This is a genomic window from Kitasatospora sp. NBC_01302 (assembly GCF_035976515.1).
In the GTDB taxonomy this organism is placed as follows: domain Bacteria; phylum Actinomycetota; class Actinomycetes; order Streptomycetales; family Streptomycetaceae; genus Kitasatospora.
Genome location: NZ_CP108404.1, coordinates 5810926 through 5826331, shown reverse-complemented (window position 1 = coordinate 5826331; position 15406 = coordinate 5810926). Strand labels below are relative to the sequence as shown.

Below are 15406 nucleotides of genomic sequence, written 5' to 3'. Positions count from 1 at the left end.
AGCAGGGTGGTTGGTGCCCTACATTCCGGTCCAAGCCGATCACCATGGGCGCTGCTCGGCGGGCGGGGCGGCCACGGGTCGGCGCGCTGCGGCGCTGCTGGGGATCCCTGCCACTGCCGGAGTCGCCCCATGTCCAACGAAACCGACGCTCCGCCGGCGCCCCCGGGGCAGCTGCCGGTCGTCACCCCCGCCCGCGTCCTGGCGGGGGTGAGCCTGGCCGTCCCGGTCGTCGCGCTGCTGTGGGTCTCCTCCTACGCGTCGCTGACGCCCAGGCTCGGCGGAGTGCCGTTCTTCTACTGGTACCAGATCCTCTGGATCCCGGTCTCGGCCCTCTTCACCACCGCCGCCTACCTGCTGCTGAACCACGACGCGCGCCGGCGCAAGGACCTGCGAGGAGGTGCGTCGCGATGAACCACGGCGTCAACACCGTTGCCCTGCTGGTGTTCGTGCTCTTCTTCCTGCTGGTCACGGTGATGGGCTTCCTGGCCTCCCGCTGGCGGCAGGCGGGCAGCGCGCAGCACCTGGACGAGTGGGGCCTGGGCGGCCGCAGCTTCGGGACCTGGATCACCTGGTTCCTGCTCGGCGGCGACCTCTACACCGCGTACACCTTCATCGCGGTGCCCGCGGCGGTCTACGGCGCGGGGGCGGCGGGCTTCTTCGCGGTGCCGTACACGATCATCGCCTACCCGCTGGTGTTCCTCTTCCTGCCGCGGCTGTGGTCGGTGGCCCGGGTGCACGGCTACGTCACCCCCGCCGACTTCGTGCGCGGCCGGTACGGCTCGCGGGCGCTGTCGCTGGCCGTGGCGCTGACCGGGATCCTGGCCACCATGCCGTACATCGCGCTGCAACTGGTCGGCATCCAGGCGGTGCTCGACACCCTCGGGGTGGGCGGCGGGGCGAACGCCAACTGGTTCGTCAAGGACCTGCCGCTCTTCATCGCCTTCGCGGTGCTGGCCGCCTACACCTACTCCTCCGGGCTGCGCGCGCCCGCACTGATCGCCTTCGTCAAGGACACCCTGGTCTACATCGTGATCATCGTCGCGGTGATCTACCTGCCGATGCGCCTGGGCGGCTACGGCCACATCTTCGACGTGGCCGCCAAGAAGATGAGCACCGTCAACCCGGCCACCCACCAGCCGACGGGCGCGATGGTCAGCGGCCCGAAGGCGCAGTGGGCGTACGCGACCCTGGCGCTCGGCTCGGCGCTCGCGCTCTTCATGTACCCGCACACCGTCACCGGCGTGCTGGCCGCCAAGTCGCGCAACACCGTGCGCCGCAACATGGCCATCCTGCCCGCCTACTCGCTGATGCTCGGGCTGCTGGCGCTGCTCGGCTTCCTGGCCATCGCGGCCGGGGTGGGCAAGGGCGTCAAGGGCTACAACCCGCAGCTGGCGGTGCCGCAGCTGTTCGCCGGCCTGTTCCCGGACTGGTTCACGGGCGTGGCCTTCGCGGCGATCGGGATCGGCGCACTGGTGCCGGCCGCCATCATGTCGATCGCGGCGGCCAACCTGTTCACCCGCAACATCTACAAGGAGTTCCTGCGCCCCGAGGCCACCCCCGAGCAGGAGACCAAGGTGGCCAAGCTGGTCTCGCTGCTGGTCAAGGTCGGTGCGCTGGTCTTCGTGCTCGGCATGGACAAGCAGCTGGCGATCAACCTGCAACTCCTCGGCGGCATCTGGATCCTGCAGACCTTCGTCTCGGTGGTCAGCGGGCTGTTCACCCGGTGGTTCCACCGCTGGGCGCTGCTGGCCGGCTGGCTGGTCGGCATGGTCTACGGCACCTGGAAGGCCTACGGGATCGCCTCGCCCGCCACCAAGCACTTCGGCGGCAGCAACGCCACGATCCCCGGCATCGGCGAGATCGGCTACATCGGCCTGACCGCCTTCGTGCTCAACCTGCTGATCGCGGTGGTGCTCACGCTGGTCTTCCGGGCGGCCGGGACCCCTGACGGCGTGGACGAGACCTCCCCGGCGGACTACAGCGCGGAGGAGGGCGACCCCGAGCTTGCCGGTGCGCCCCTGCCGGTGGCAGCGCATTAAGCGCCTCATCGTGCGCCCTGTGATCGCGCCGTCACCCCGCTCAACACTGAGGGGGTGGCGGCGCGATCATATGAGGGGGACACTGCGTGCAGTCGCCCTGCCGAAGGCGCCCCGCTGCCGTCGGTCCAGTACGGTCGCCCCGCCCCCACGCCCTTGACACCCACGGGGAGCAGTCGCCATGCCAGAGCTGAGCACCATCCTCAACGGACATCCGCGCCAGGAGCCCCCCGTCGCGCTGCCGTCCGTCCTGATCGCCACCCGGCACGGCGAGAGCACCGCCAACGTCGAGTTCCAGCTGGCCGAGGCGAACGGCGCACTGGCCGTGCCGATCACCTGCCGCGACGCCGACATACCGCTCTCCATGCACGGACAGTCGCAGGCCCAGGCGCTGGGCCGGTGGTGGGCCGGGCTGCCCGGCGCCGACCGGCCGCGCTCCGTCTGGTGCTCCCCCTACGTGCGCACCACCGAGACGGCGCGGATCGCGCTCGCCCAGGCGGCCGGGCTCGGCGCGGTCCCGGTGGGCCTGCCGGTCCGCTACGACGAGCGGCTGCGCGACCGGGAGCTGGGCGTCCTGGAGATGCTCACGGCCGCCGCGATCGACAAGCGGCACCCCGAGGAGGCCGCCCGCCGGCGCAAGATGGGTGAGCTGTACTACCGTCCGCCCGGCGGCGAGAGCTGGGCGGACGTCGCACTGCGGGTCCGCGACTGCCTGCGCGACCTGTGCGCCGCGCACACCGGGCGCCCGGTGCTGGTGGTGGCGCACGACAACGTGGTGCTGATGCTGCGCTACGTGCTGGAGCGGCTCACCGAGGCGGAGCTGCTGGCCCTCGAACCGGTGCGCAACTGCTCGGTGAGCACCTGGCGTTCGGCCGGCGGCGAGCTGCACCCCGAGCAGTGGAACGCGGTCGGGCATTTGGCGGCCGAAGGGGCCACACACAGCTGACTGTCCATCATCTTCGGTGCTTGCAGCCCTAGGCGGTGGCCGCCGCGCGAGCGTGGTCCACGATCGCCTGGAGCGCGCTCAGGTGCGCCTCCAGCGCCCGGCGGCCCACCGGGGTGAGCGAGAGCCAGGTGCGCGGGCGCTTGCCGACGTAGCCCTTGCGGACCTTGACGTACTCGGCCTGCTCCAGCGCCGAGACGATCCGGCTCACGCTGGCATCCGAGATCCGGCAGTAGTCCCGCACGGCGGCGAACTCCGCCTCGTGGCAGCCGGAGAGGAAGCCCATCAGCGCGAGCCTGGTCGGGTGGTGGATCACCTCGTCAACGGCGGGCGGCGGGCCCTCGGCAGGCGACAGCGGACCCTCGACGGGCGGCGGGGTGCTCATGAGCGGCCCGCTTCGAGCGCCAGGCGCCGCTCGCGCGCGGTGGTCCACCACAGGTGGACGCCGAGCGCCAGCGAGGAGGTGACCGCGCCCACCCGCAGGCCGAGCAGGGCGTCCGCCGTCCACAGGCCGACCGGGATCCCGGGGAGCCAGCCCAGCGGCCAGACCAGCATGCTCCACCAGTGCGCGCGCAGCTTGGCCTGCCGGTGCGGGTCGTCCTTGGGCAGCACGAGGACGCCGCCGGGCCGGACCGCCGCGGCGTGCACGCCCAGGAACGCGAGGATGGCCACCACCGACAGGACGAGCTGCCAGATCGCCGGATGCCGGGTGAGCAGCGTGGTGAAGGTGAGCCCGTAGCCGACGGCTGCGAGGATGCCGCGGGCCGCCGGATACCAGGCCGGGGTGGGCCGCGGCCCGACCGCGGCGCCGCGCGCCCGCTGGTAGTCCCGGAGCGCGGCCGCGGCGGACTCGGCCGACGGCTGGTCGGTGACGGACATGGTGATCCCCCTGCTCTCTTGTTCCACTGACGCACTTTCATCATGCCATCTACTTTCGTGATGCAAAAGTACTTCCGTCAAACCAGGACATCGGAGCCTCCATGCGCGTTTCTGTTCGTTCAGACCGTTCTATTGACAGGAATGAGCGTCAACGCTGCACTGGTTGCGCGCACCAGACCCAGCTCGAACTTCCCCCGCCCCCACGCTCGGAAGGAGCTTCCGTGCCATCGGTCCGCCGTACCCTCGGACACCTGTTGACCGCCACCACGCTCTTCGCCCTCCCCCTGGCCGGCGCCGCCCCCGCCCTGGCCGCATCCACCGCCGCTGCCCCCGCGCCGAGTACCCCGAGCGCCCCCGCGACCCTGGCCGCCACCCCGCCGATGGGCTGGAACGACTGGGCGCACTACCAGTGCGGCATCACCGAGCAGACCATCACCGGCAACGCCGACGCGCTGGTCAGCAGCGGCCTGGCCGCCAAGGGCTACACCACCGTGACGGTGGACGACTGCTGGATGGCCGCCCAGCGCGACAGCGCCGGCAACCTGGTCGCCGACCCGGTCAAGTTCCCGCACGGGATGGCCTGGCTGGGCGACTACCTGCACAGCCGCGGCCTGAAGTTCGGCATCTACGAGGACGCCGGCTCCAGCACCTGCGGCGGCTACCCCGGCAGCGGGGTGCCCCAGGGCGGCGGCGCCGACCACTTCGCCCAGGACGCCGCCTCGTTCGCCGCCTGGGGCGTGGACTACCTCAAGCTGGACGGCTGCAACGTGTGGACCGCGCCCGGCCAGAGCCAGGAGCAGGCCTACCGCCAGGCCTACGACGCCCAGGCGGCCGCCCTGCGCGGCAGCGGCCGGGCGATCACCTTCTCCGAGTCCGCGCCCGCCTACTTCCAGAGCGGCGAGTGGGGCAACCCGAGCTGGTTCTCGGTCCTCGGCTGGGTCGGCCAGGACGGCCAGCTCTGGCGCGAGGGCTATGACATCGCCACCTACGACGCCTCGAACCCGACCGCCTCGCGGTGGTCCTCGGTGCTGTCGAACTACGGCTACAACCGCTGGATCGGCCGCTACGCCAAGCCCGGCAACTGGAACGACCCGGACTTCCTGATCGCCGGGGACGGCGGCCTGAGCGACGACGAGTCCCGCAGCCAGGTGGCGCTCTGGTCGATGATGGCCGCCCCGATGATCCTCTCCTCCGACGTCGCCCAGCTCTCCCCCACCGCGCTGGCCGCGCTGGGCAACACCGACCTGATCGCGCTCGACCAGGACAGCGCGGGGCACCAGGCCGCCGTGGTCTCCAGCAACGCCAGCACCGACGTGCTGGCCCGGCCGCTGGCGAACGGCGACCGCGCGGTGGCCGTGCTCAACCGCGGCAACAGCGCCCGCTCGATCACCACCACGCTGGCCTCGATCGGCCTGCCCGGCTGCTCGGTGAGCGCCAAGAACCTGTGGACCGGGGCCAGTTCGACCACCGCCGCGGCGCTGACCGCCACCGTGCCGGCCCACGGCACCGCGATCTGGCGGCTCACCCCGCAGGGCTGCGCGGCCCCGGTGCCCACCGGCCAGCTGACCGGCAACGGCGCCAAGTGCGCTGACGACTCCAACAGTTCGACCACCGACGGCAACCCGGTGATCCTCTACGGCTGCACCGGCAACCCGAACCAGCGCTGGACCCTGAACACCGACGGGACCATCCGCACCCTCGGCAAGTGCCTGACCGCCGCCGGCAGTTCGGCCGGAGCGGCGGTCACCCTGAACACCTGCGGGGCGAGCGGCGCGGGCAACCAGCGGTGGACGCCGAACGGTGACGGCACCCTGGTGGCCGCCGACTCCGGCCTGTGCCTGGACGTCTACGGCGGCGGCACGGCGGACGGGACGAAGCTGGACGTCTGGACCTGCGGCAGCAACCAGGCCAACCAGGCCTGGTCCCTGCCGGTCTGACCCGACGCCACGCGCGTGCGGCGGTGCCCGACTCCCGAGGAGCGGGCACCGCCGCACGTCACCCCCCGAACGCCCGCCGGTAGGCCTGCGGCGTGGTCCCCAGCGACCGCCCGAAGTGGTGCCGCAGCGCCGCCGCACTGCCGAAGCCGACCCGCACCGCCACCGCCTCCACCGACTCGCCGCTCTCCTCCAGCAGTTGACGCGCGAGCAGCACCCGCTGGCCGATCAGCCAGCGCAGCGGCGTGGTCCCGGTCTCCTGCTGGAACCGCCGGGCGAAGGTCCGCGGCGTCATGTGCGCGCGGGCGGCGAGCTGCTCGACCGTCCAGTCCCGCTCCAGCTCCTCGCGCATCCAGCCGAGCACCGAGCCGAACGAGGTGCACTGCACATGGGCCAGCGGCCGGTCGACGTACTGCGCCTGGCCGCCCTCGCGGTGCGGGGCCACCACCATCCGCCGGGCGATCCCGCGCGCCACCTCCACCCCCTGCACCTTGCGCACCAGGTGCAGGCAGGCGTCGATCCCGGCCGCCGTGCCCGCCGAGGTGATCACCGGGTCGTCGTCCACGTAGAGCACGTCCGACTCCACCCGGGTCAGCGGGAACCGCCTGGCCAGCTCGGCGGCGTTGCGCCAGTGCGCGGCGCTGCGCCGCCCGTCCAGCAGCCCGGCCGCGCCCAGCAGGAAGCTGCCGGTGCAGATGGACAGCACCCGCGCACCGCGGTCCACCGCCGCCCGCAACGCCGTCACCAGCTCCACCGGATAGCTCTCCCGGATGCCGGTGGCGGCGGCGATCACCAGGTCCGCCTCGGCCAGCCGCTCGAAGCCGTGCGGCACGTTCACCGTGAACCCGGCGTGCGTGCGCAGGTCGCCCGGCCGGTGCGAGGCGAGCGCGAAGTCGTACCCCGGTAGGCCCTCCCCGGTCCGGTCCAGCCCGAACACCTCGCAGGCCACCCCGAGTTCGAACGGATGGACCTCTTCGAGCACCAGCGCGACGACGTTCCTCAGCATGCCCGACAGGCTAGCGGGAAAGGTGGCAGTAATTCGATGGAGATAGTCGTTCCTGCCACTCGTCCCGGCTCGAACCAATCGCCAGAGTGGAGCCATGACCTCCCCGACCACCCCTGCCGGCACCCCCGCCGGGAAGCCCGTACCGACCAGCACCGGCGACCTCGCCGACCGCCTGCGCGGCACCCTCCCCGCCGCCTCTGACCTGCGCCTTGACACACTGTTCCGATGGACCTCATCATCCGCCGCGCCCACCGAGAAGACCTCGCCCCCGCCGGCGAGGTGACGGTCGAGGCCTTCGTCGGCGACGGCCACACCGCGCCGGACGCCGAGTACGTCAACCTGCTGCGCGACGCCCACCGCCGCGCCGCCGAGGCCGAGCTGCTGGTCGCCGTCGACCCCGCCGACCTCTCCCAGGGCCCCGGCGGGCGACTGCTCGGCTGCGTGACCTTCGCGGTCGGCGGCACCCCGTGGGCCGACATCGCCACTCCCGAGGAGGGCGAGATCCGGATGCTGGCCGCCGCGGCCAGTGCCCGCGGCCGCGGCGTCGGCGAGGCCCTGGTGCGCGCCTGCGTCCGGCGCAGCCGTGAGCTGGGCCTGACCGGCATGGCCTTCTCCACCCGCCCGGCGATGACCGCCGCGCACCGGATATACGAGCGGGTGGGCTTCACCCGCTCCCCCGAACGCGACTGGTGCCCGCGCCCCGGGATCGACCTGTGGGTCTACGCGATGTCCCTGTGACCTTGCGGGACCGCTGGGGCCGGGTCCGGGTCACGGAAGTGCCACTGGGCGGACCGAACCACCGCTCCGGTCATAGGCATGGCATATGATCCCGAGCCATGACTGATGGCACTGGCGCGCGGGACGGGGTGACCCCGGCGAACGGGGAGCAGCCGGCGCAGCCGAGCGGTGGTACATGGCAGCCCGGGGGGCCTGCGAACGCACAACTCCCCGGCCAGGCAGGAGCGCCCGGAGCGCAGCCGCCGGCTACCGGACCGGTCGTACCCGGACCGGTCCCTGCGGCCGGGCACTTCCCGCCCGCCGCACCGGCCGCACCGGTCGGCCAGTTCCCGCCCGCCGCACCACAGCCGTACCCCTCGCCCGCGCAGCCGGCCTCCGGCCAGTACCCGGGCCAGGGGTCGTACCAGCAGCCGCAGGCGCCGTACCAGCAGCCGGGCGGTCAGTTCCAGCAGCAGCCGGGCGGCTTCAACCCGGCGGCCTCCTCGGGCATGGACTGGGAGGCCCTCGCCGACCAGACCGCGCAGGCCGGCAAGCGCAAGCGGCGGCTGCGCTTCGCGGCCATCGGCCTGGCCGTCGTCCTGGTGGGCGGCGGCGTCGGCGGCTACCTGGCGCTGACCTCCGGCAAGAAGGGCAGCACCCAGGCGGGCAAGTCCACGACGCACGGCAGCCCGACGCCCTCCGGCTCCGCCGCGGCACCGTCCGCCTCCGCCCCGGCCCCGCAGATCACCACCACCAGCGGTGCGCTGGCCGACAGCGGTGGCGCCTACCCGGCCACGATCGGCCCGCACGCCTGGGTCACCGAGGAGAAGGACCGCGGCGGCCACGGCCTGGAACTCCAGGGCGTCGACGGTTCCTTCGCGCAGACCGCGGGGCCGGTGATCGACACCTCGCACAGCTTCACCGTCTCGGCACTGGTCCGCAACGACGCCCCGGTCGGCAGCCGCAGCGCGATCAGCCAGGGCACCACCGCGGGCTTCTCCTTCGAGCTGGGCCGCGAGGGCTACAACGGCGCGAACAAGTGGGCCTTCAAGGTCAACACCGCTCCCGGCGACGGCAACAGCCAGGAGGCGCTCTCCCAGCAGGACGCGGCCACCGGCCGCTGGACCCTGCTGACCGGCGTCTACGACCAGTCCACCCAGAAGATCAGCCTCTACGTGGACGGCACGCTGGCCAGCTCCACCCCGGTCACCGGCGTGCTGAACGTCGCCGAGCCGCTCTCGATCGGCAAGTCGGTCTACAAGGGCCAGCCGGTCGACTTCTGGAGCGGCGCGATCGCCCGGGCGCAGGTCTGGAACCAGGCGCTGCCGGCCGACAAGGTCTCCGAACTCTCCTCCGCCAAGGGCACCGTGGCGGCCACGCCGGCCACCGCCTCGTGGATCATGGACTAGGCCGTGTCTCACAATTCCCGTCAGGCGCGCGACGCCGGGCATCCCGCCTGGACGCACCGGCGAATCATCCAAGTACGACCCAGTACGCGGACGCTTCGCCGGCACGCCCAGCCGGGCGCCCAACGCCGCGCGCTGATCCGACGCGAATTGTGAGACACGGCCCAGAGGCCGCTCCGGCCTCCGCCTGGTCACCTCCCCGTCGCCGGTGCCGCCCCACAGCCGTGGGACGCCGACGACCGCATCTGCCCGCTTTTCGTTAGGTATCCCGGTGAGCCCAAAGAACAGCACCGCGACGGCGAGCCGCCGTCGCGGTACCCCGGCGCGCCGGAGCCAGCCGCCCGCCTGGCGCGGTCTCCTCCCGCAGCCGCCGGACGACCAGGAGAAGTACTCCTACGCCAAGCGGCACGTGTGGGTGCTGACCGTGCTGTCGGTGGTCTGCTTCGGCTGCCTGGCGGTCAGCCAGTTCCGCTTCTCCTCCTCCAGCCCGTGGTTCTGGATCTTCGCCCCCTTCCTGGCGCTGATCAGCCTCGACTACCTGATCTCGCTGCGGCTGGACAGCTTCACCCACGACTTCGACCTGCGCGCGCACCGTCGGCGGGTGCTGCGCTGGAAGCCGAGCGAGTACCCGAGCGTGGACATCTTCCTGCCGGTGTGCGGGGAGCCGATCGAGGTGCTGCACAACACCTGGACCCATGTGCGCAGGCTCTCCTGGCAGTACCCGGGGATCGCCCGGCCGTACGTCCTGGACGACTCGGACAACCCGCAGATCGCCGCGATGGCCGAGGACTTCGGCTTCCGCTACGTGGTGCGCCCGGACCGCGGCCGGTTCAAGAAGGCGGGCAACCTCAACCACGCGCTGGGGCTCACCGAGGGCGAGTACGTCCTGATCCTGGACGCCGACTTCGCCCCCCGCTCGGACCTGCTGGAGGAGTTGCTCCCCTACCTGGCCACCGACCCGAGCGCGGCCATCGCCCAGTCCCCGCAGTTCTTCCGGATCCTGGACCAGCAGAACTGGATCGAGCGCGGCGCCGGCTCGGTCCAGGAGCTGTTCTACCGCTCCGTCCAGGTGTCCCGGCAGCGCAGCGGCGGTGCCATCTGCGTCGGCTCGTGCGCGGTCTACCGCCGCTCCGCCCTGCTGGAGGTCGGCGGCATCACGCTGATCGACCACTCCGAGGACATCTACACCGGCTTCGACCTGGCCGCTCGCGGCTACACCCTGCAGTACGTGCCGGTGCCGCTCTCCACCGGTGTGTGCCCCGACTCGGTGGCCTCCTTCCAGAACCAGCAGTACCGGTGGTGCGCGGGCTCGTTGAGCCTGGTGACCAGCAAGCGCTTCTGGGAGACCGAACTGGCCTTCAACACCCGGCTCTGCTTCATCTCGGGCTTCCTGCACTACCTGCAGACCGCGCTGTTCACGCTGCTGGCCCCGCTGATCCCGATCTTCCTGCTGCTGCTCCGTCCCGACCTGCTGCGCGCCGAGCAGACCGTCTGGCTGCTGCCGAGCGTGCTCTACACCGCGGTGGCGCTGCCGCTGTGGCACCGCAACCCGTACCGGCTGGAGGCCTGGGCGGTGCGGCAGATGTACGGGTGGGCCCATGTCTTCGCGATCTGGGACCAGTTGCGCGGCCGGGAGATCGGCTGGAAGCCCACCGGATCGGCGGGCGCCCGGCAGACCCGGCCGATGCGCCGGTTCTGGATCGGCATGTACGGCTGGTGCGCGCTGACCGCCCTGCTCTGGGTGGGCGGCGCCGTGTGGCGGCTGCTGACCCTCTACCCGCCGGACTTCGCCCTGGTGTTCAGTGGTGGACTGTTCTACGCGTGCGTCGTCGGCCGGGTGCTGATCCAGCCGCGCACGCAGGAGGCGCTGTCATGACGCACGGGCCCATCGACCGCGCCCGCCCCGCCCGCCGCCGGCGGACCGGGCTCGCCCTGTTCGCCGTCGGCATGCTGCTGGCCGGCCTGACCGGCTGCTCGACCTTCTCCGCCGGCGGCCGCGCGCAGTACAACGCCGACGGGATGGCGCCGCAGCCGCTGGCCCCGACCAGCGCCGCCGCCACCACCGGCGCTGGCCCCAGCGCGTCCGCCAAGCCGGCCCCCGATCTGCCCTACGACGTCCGCCCGTTGCTCGACCCCGCGCACAAGTACTTCGGGGTCGCGGCGGAGGGCGCGCCGGACTCGATGCAGTCGGTGCAGGACTACACCAACCTGGTGGGCAAGAAGCCGAACCTGGTCGAGTTCTACTCCGCCTGGGGCGACCCGTTCGACGGCGGCGGCTCGGCCAACGCCTGGAACTCCGGCGCGCTGCCGTTCATGTCCTGGGAGCCGAAGACCGTCTCGCTGGCCGACATAGCGGCCGGCAAGAGCGACGACTACATCCGCCAGGTCGCCACCGCGATACGGCAGACCAACCGGCCGCTCGCGCTCAGCTTCGGCCACGAGATGAACGGCGACTGGTCGCCGTGGGGCAACAAGCACGCGACCCCGGCCGACTTCGTCGCGGCCTGGCGGCACATCCACGACATCTTCCAGAACGTCGGCGCCACCTCGGTGATCTGGGTCTGGAGCCCGAACCAGACCAACATCGCGCACAACCCGCTGCAGCCGTACTGGCCGGGCGACGGCTACGTCGACTGGGTCGGGGTGATCGGCTACTACGGCCAGAGCAACCTGCACACCTTCAAGACGCTCTTCGAACCGACCCTGGACGAGATCCGGGTGTTCACCGCCAAGCCGTTCCTGATCGCCGAGACCGCCTCCTCCCCCGGCCCCGGCAAGGGGGACGACATCGACGACCTGTTCAGCACCGTCGAGGCGCGCAGCGACATCCTCGGGTTCGTCTGGTTCAACTTCCACAAGAACGTCGCCGGCGAGACCAACTGGCGGGTCGACAGCAGCCCGCAGGCCCAGGACGCCTTCCGGCACGACGCCGCCGACCCGCGCTTCGGATTCGACGTGCGCCAGCCCTGATGGACACGACCATGAAGACCACCGAACCCATCGAACCCACCGGGTCCGCCAGGTCCACCGATCCCGGTGAGCCCGACAACCCCGGCGACCCCGGCGACCCGCCCGGGCCCGTCGACAGCGGGCCCGCCGAGCCCGAGGGGGCCGCGGCCCGGCCCGACCGCGGCTACCAGCTGCCGACACCGCAGGACGCCGCCTGGTCCGTCGACTCGCGGCGGGCCAGCCGGATCAGCCGACTGCTGCTGCTCGGCATCCTGGCGATCCAGGGCGGCCTGTCGCTGCGGATGCACGGGCGCGCCTTCGAGGACGAGGCGCTCTACATCGCGGCCGGCCACCTGGAGCTGCACCACCTGCTGCACGGTGCGCCGATCCCGTCCGACTTCAACGGCTTCTTCTCCGGCTACCCGCTGCTCTACCCGGTGCTGGCCGGCGCGGTCGACTCGTTCGCCGGCCTGACCGGCGTGCGGCTGGTCAGCCTGGCCATGATGCTCGGCACCACCGGGCTGCTGTTCGGCATGACCCGGCGGATGTTCAACGACCGGGCCGCGCTGGGCGCCGCCGCGCTCTTCTCGGTGGTGCAGTCGACGATCTTCCTCGGCTACTTCGCCACCTTCGACGCAGCCGCGCTCTTCCTCCTCGCGGTGGCCGCCTGGACCGTGGTGCGGACCACCGGCAAGCACCCGGCGACCATCCTGCTGGCCGTGGTGCCGGCGGTCCTGGCGATGGCCGTCAAGTACGCGGCCGGCCTGTTCCTGCCCACCCTGCTGGTGCTCGCCGTGCTCTCCGGCGCGCGGTTCACGCGGCACCAGGCGCTGGCCCGCGGGCTCTGCTTCGGGCTCGGCACCGGCACGGTGCTGGGGGTCGTGGCGTACTTCTCGGGTGCGATCAGCGGCCTCAGCCAGACCACCACGGCCCGCGCGCACGGCACGTCCTCGCCGCTGTCGCTCTTCGAACTGTCCGGCCAGTGGGGCGGGCTGGTCTTCCTGACCGCGGTGGGCGGTGCGATCGCCTACGTCCGCCGTTCCCGGATGGGCGAGATGCCCTGGTCCCCGAACGACACCCCGGGGCGGGTCCGGCGCATCCTGCTCGGCGTGACGCTCTGCGGCTCCGCCCTGCTCGCCCCGGCCTACCAGTCGTACCTGCAGACCGACACCTCGCTCTTCAAGCACGTCGGCTTCGGCCTGTTCTTCGCCGCCCCGATGGCCGGGCTCGGCCTGTCCCGCCTGGTCGGCCCGCACTTCCGGCAGCCGCAGCTCGGCATCATGCTCTACGTGCTGGTGCTGGTCCTCGGCATGGTCCAGGCCCACCACGAGTTCACGCCGCCGGACTCCACCCGGATGGCCGAGGAGGTCCAGCGCCTGACGGTGCCGAACGGGCACTACCTCGCCGAGGAGTACGAGATCCCGGCGTACTACCTGCGCAGGACCACCAGTTGGGACCAGTGGCAGTCCACCTTCGCGATCGACTACGTGGGCAAGGACCACAAGCACCACTACGGGAACGACGGGTTCAGCACCGCGGTCAAGGACGGCTACTTCAACGTCATCGTGCTGACCGGGAACGTCACGCCGGACGCCGACGCCGCCGTCACCGAGGCACTGCAGGGCAGCTCCGCCTACCGACTGGTCGCGACCCTGCCGTTCCACACCCAGTACGGCGACAGCACCTACCGGATCTGGACCCGGCAGTGATCCCCCGCAGCCGACCGGCTTCCGACGGCCCCGGCACCCGACGCCCCCGTCCGACCCCCCGTCCGACCCCGCAGCCATCCCCCCAGCCATCCCCCAGCGGAGACTCCCCCATGAGCCTGGACGAGGCCCCGGCCGCCGACCTGGCAGCCGTCCCCGAGCGGGATCCGGACGCCGCCGCGGCACCCCCCGCGGGCGGGCGGCGCGCCAGGCGCCAGGCCGAGCGTGCCGAGCGCGCCGACCGCACCGGCGGGCCGCTCGCCGCCCTGCTGCTGCTCGGACTGCCGGCCGCCACCGCACTGGTGCTCTGCCTGCACGACATCGGCAAGCGGCAGATGTGGCGGGACGAGCACGCCAGCTGGTGGGCGTCCACCCTGTCGATCGGCGACCTCAGCAAGCTGATCCACAACGTGGACATCGTGCTGCTGCCCTACTACCTGTTCCTGCACGGCTGGATCGACCTGTTCGGCGACTCGCCCACCGCGCTGCGGGTCCCGTCCGCGATCGCGATGGCGATGGCGGCGGGGTGGCTGGCGCTGCTCGGCCGCCGGCTCTTCACGCCCGCCACCGGGCTGCTGGCCGGCCTCCTGCTGGCGGTCCTGCCCGGCGCCGTCCGGTACGGCCAGGAGGCCCGTCCCTACGCCTTCGCGGTGCTGGTCGCCATCGCCTCCACCCACCTGCTCGTCCGCGCCCTGGAGCGCCCCTCGCTGAAGGCATGGGCGGGCTACGCGGCGACCGTCCCGCTGCTCGGCTGGACCCACCTGGTGACCCTCTCGGTGCTGGCCGGCCACCTGGCCGCCGTGCTCACCGGCACCCGCAAGGCCGACCTGGTCCCCCGCTGGGCCTTCACCGCCGCCGTGCTGGCCGGCGGCTCGCTGACGGTCCCGATGGTGCTGCAGGGTCAGGCGCAGAGCGCCCAGATCGCCTGGAACAGGACCGGGCTCACCGACCTCAGGAACTACCCGGACACGCTCTTCCTGTCCTGGCACGTCGGGCTCGCGGTGCTGGCCGTGGGTCTGCTGGGGCTGCTGGCGGCCCGTCGGCACGCCGCCCTGCTCGCGGCCTGGGCGCTGCTGCCGCCGCTGGTGACCTTCGCCACCGCGAGCTGGCTGCACCTCTTCCTCAACCGCTACCTGCTCTTCACCCTGCCGGCCTGGGCGCTGCTGGCCGCCGCCGCGGTCTGCCGCATCGCCGGGCCGCTCACTCGCGAGGCCCGCCCCGCACTGCCGCGCCGGCTGCTCAGCTGGGTGCTGGTCGCCGCCGCGGTCGCCGGACTCGGCTGGACGGCCTGGCCCGGGATCCGGGCGACCCATCAGGACCTTGCGGGCGAGCCGGACTACGACCAGCTCACCCGGATCATGCTGCACGACCAGCAGCCCGGCGACGGCATCGTCTACAGCGGGATCCTGCAGGAGCGGATGTCGATGGCCTACGAGCTGCGCGACGTCAGGACCGCCCCGAAGGATATCCTGCTGCAGAAGTCGGCCGCCGTCACCGGCCTCTACTCGGCCCAGGAGTGCGACGACCCGGACGCCTGCGCGGCCAACACCAACCGGATCTGGCTGGTGTCCACCGGCACCGGAGCCGACCCGCTGGCCGCGCTCCCGCCGCAGACCGCCGAGGTGCTCCGCAGCCAGTTCCAGGCCACCCGGACCGACGCCCTCCCCTGGGTCAAGCTGGTCCTGCTGAGCCGGGTCCACCCCTCCCGCCGGGCCTCGGTGGCGGACGACCTCGGCGACCACAACGTGCAGATGGCGCCTGGCACCAGCTGACATTGCGGCCATCTGGTGTCGGTTTCACCACTCCACGCGACACTACATATGGGGTTGC

The 15406-nt window shown here is 72.2% G+C and carries 13 protein-coding genes; 10 read left to right on the top strand and 3 right to left on the bottom strand.

The annotated features are described in order from the left end of the window. Window positions 1-129 precede the first annotated feature (129 nt). The 3 genes from OG294_RS25575 to OG294_RS25565 all read left to right on the top strand — a co-directional run bounded on the left by OG294_RS25575 (window position 130) and on the right by OG294_RS25565 (window position 2982). Window positions 130-411, top strand: a complete 282-nt coding sequence (locus OG294_RS25575) for a DUF3311 domain-containing protein (protein ID WP_327068883.1) — start codon at window positions 130-132, stop codon at window positions 409-411. Further along, the gene (gene mctP, locus OG294_RS25570; protein WP_327068882.1) at window positions 408-2039 is read left to right on the top strand and encodes a monocarboxylate uptake permease MctP; all 1632 of its coding nucleotides are present in this window, start codon (window positions 408-410) and stop codon (window positions 2037-2039) included. The genes OG294_RS25575 and mctP overlap by 4 nt, the downstream gene beginning before the upstream one ends. A 178-nt stretch (window positions 2040-2217) precedes the next feature. Next, window positions 2218-2982: a histidine phosphatase family protein gene (locus OG294_RS25565; RefSeq protein ID WP_327068881.1), complete on the top strand. Its 765-nt coding sequence runs from the start codon at window positions 2218-2220 to the stop codon at window positions 2980-2982. 28 nt (window positions 2983-3010) lie between these two features. Here OG294_RS25565 and OG294_RS25560 read toward each other — a convergent pair whose 3' ends face one another. Beyond that, a complete protein-coding gene (locus OG294_RS25560) occupies window positions 3011-3364 on the bottom strand; it encodes a winged helix-turn-helix domain-containing protein (protein WP_327068880.1) in 354 nt (117 codons plus the stop codon). Then, entirely contained in the window at window positions 3361-3858 is a 498-nt protein-coding gene (locus OG294_RS25555; RefSeq protein WP_327068879.1) for a hypothetical protein, read from the bottom strand. The genes OG294_RS25560 and OG294_RS25555 overlap by 4 nt, the downstream gene beginning before the upstream one ends. Window positions 3859-4079: 221 nt before the next feature. Between OG294_RS25555 and OG294_RS25550 the strand changes: the two genes are divergently transcribed. Next, the gene (locus tag OG294_RS25550) at window positions 4080-5795 is read left to right on the top strand and encodes a ricin-type beta-trefoil lectin domain protein (protein WP_327068878.1); all 1716 of its coding nucleotides are present in this window, start codon (window positions 4080-4082) and stop codon (window positions 5793-5795) included. A 58-nt stretch (window positions 5796-5853) separates the two neighbouring features. Here the strand turns inward: OG294_RS25550 and OG294_RS25545 are convergent, their stop codons facing one another. Beyond that, on the bottom strand, window positions 5854-6798 hold the full coding sequence (locus OG294_RS25545; protein WP_327068877.1) for a helix-turn-helix domain-containing protein: 945 nt from the start codon (window positions 6796-6798) through the stop codon (window positions 5854-5856). Window positions 6799-7023: 225 nt separating this feature from the next. On the opposite strand from OG294_RS25545, the gene OG294_RS25540 reads away from it, so the two are divergent. The 6 genes from OG294_RS25540 to OG294_RS25515 all read left to right on the top strand — a co-directional run bounded on the left by OG294_RS25540 (window position 7024) and on the right by OG294_RS25515 (window position 15348). Next, window positions 7024-7536 carry a GNAT family N-acetyltransferase gene (locus OG294_RS25540; protein WP_327068876.1) on the top strand — a complete coding sequence of 171 codons (513 nt, stop codon included), beginning with the start codon at window positions 7024-7026 and terminating at the stop codon, window positions 7534-7536. A gap of 98 nt (window positions 7537-7634) precedes the next feature. Further along, window positions 7635-8924, top strand: coding sequence for a LamG domain-containing protein (locus OG294_RS25535; RefSeq protein ID WP_327068875.1), 1290 nt, complete (start codon window positions 7635-7637; stop codon window positions 8922-8924). A gap of 268 nt (window positions 8925-9192) precedes the next feature. Continuing rightward, window positions 9193-10797 carry a glycosyltransferase family 2 protein gene (locus tag OG294_RS25530; RefSeq protein ID WP_442789216.1) on the top strand — a complete coding sequence of 535 codons (1605 nt, stop codon included), beginning with the start codon at window positions 9193-9195 and terminating at the stop codon, window positions 10795-10797. Next, window positions 10794-11891, top strand: a complete 1098-nt coding sequence (locus OG294_RS25525; RefSeq protein ID WP_327068874.1) for a glycoside hydrolase family 26 protein — start codon at window positions 10794-10796, stop codon at window positions 11889-11891. Before OG294_RS25530 ends, OG294_RS25525 begins: the two co-directional genes overlap by 4 nt. An 11-nt stretch (window positions 11892-11902) precedes the next feature. After that, a complete protein-coding gene (locus OG294_RS25520; RefSeq protein WP_327068873.1) occupies window positions 11903-13579 on the top strand; it encodes an ArnT family glycosyltransferase in 1677 nt (558 codons plus the stop codon). A gap of 110 nt (window positions 13580-13689) precedes the next feature. Further along, a complete protein-coding gene (locus tag OG294_RS25515) occupies window positions 13690-15348 on the top strand; it encodes a glycosyltransferase family 39 protein (protein ID WP_327068872.1) in 1659 nt (552 codons plus the stop codon). The last annotated feature ends 58 nt before the right edge of the window (window positions 15349-15406 follow it).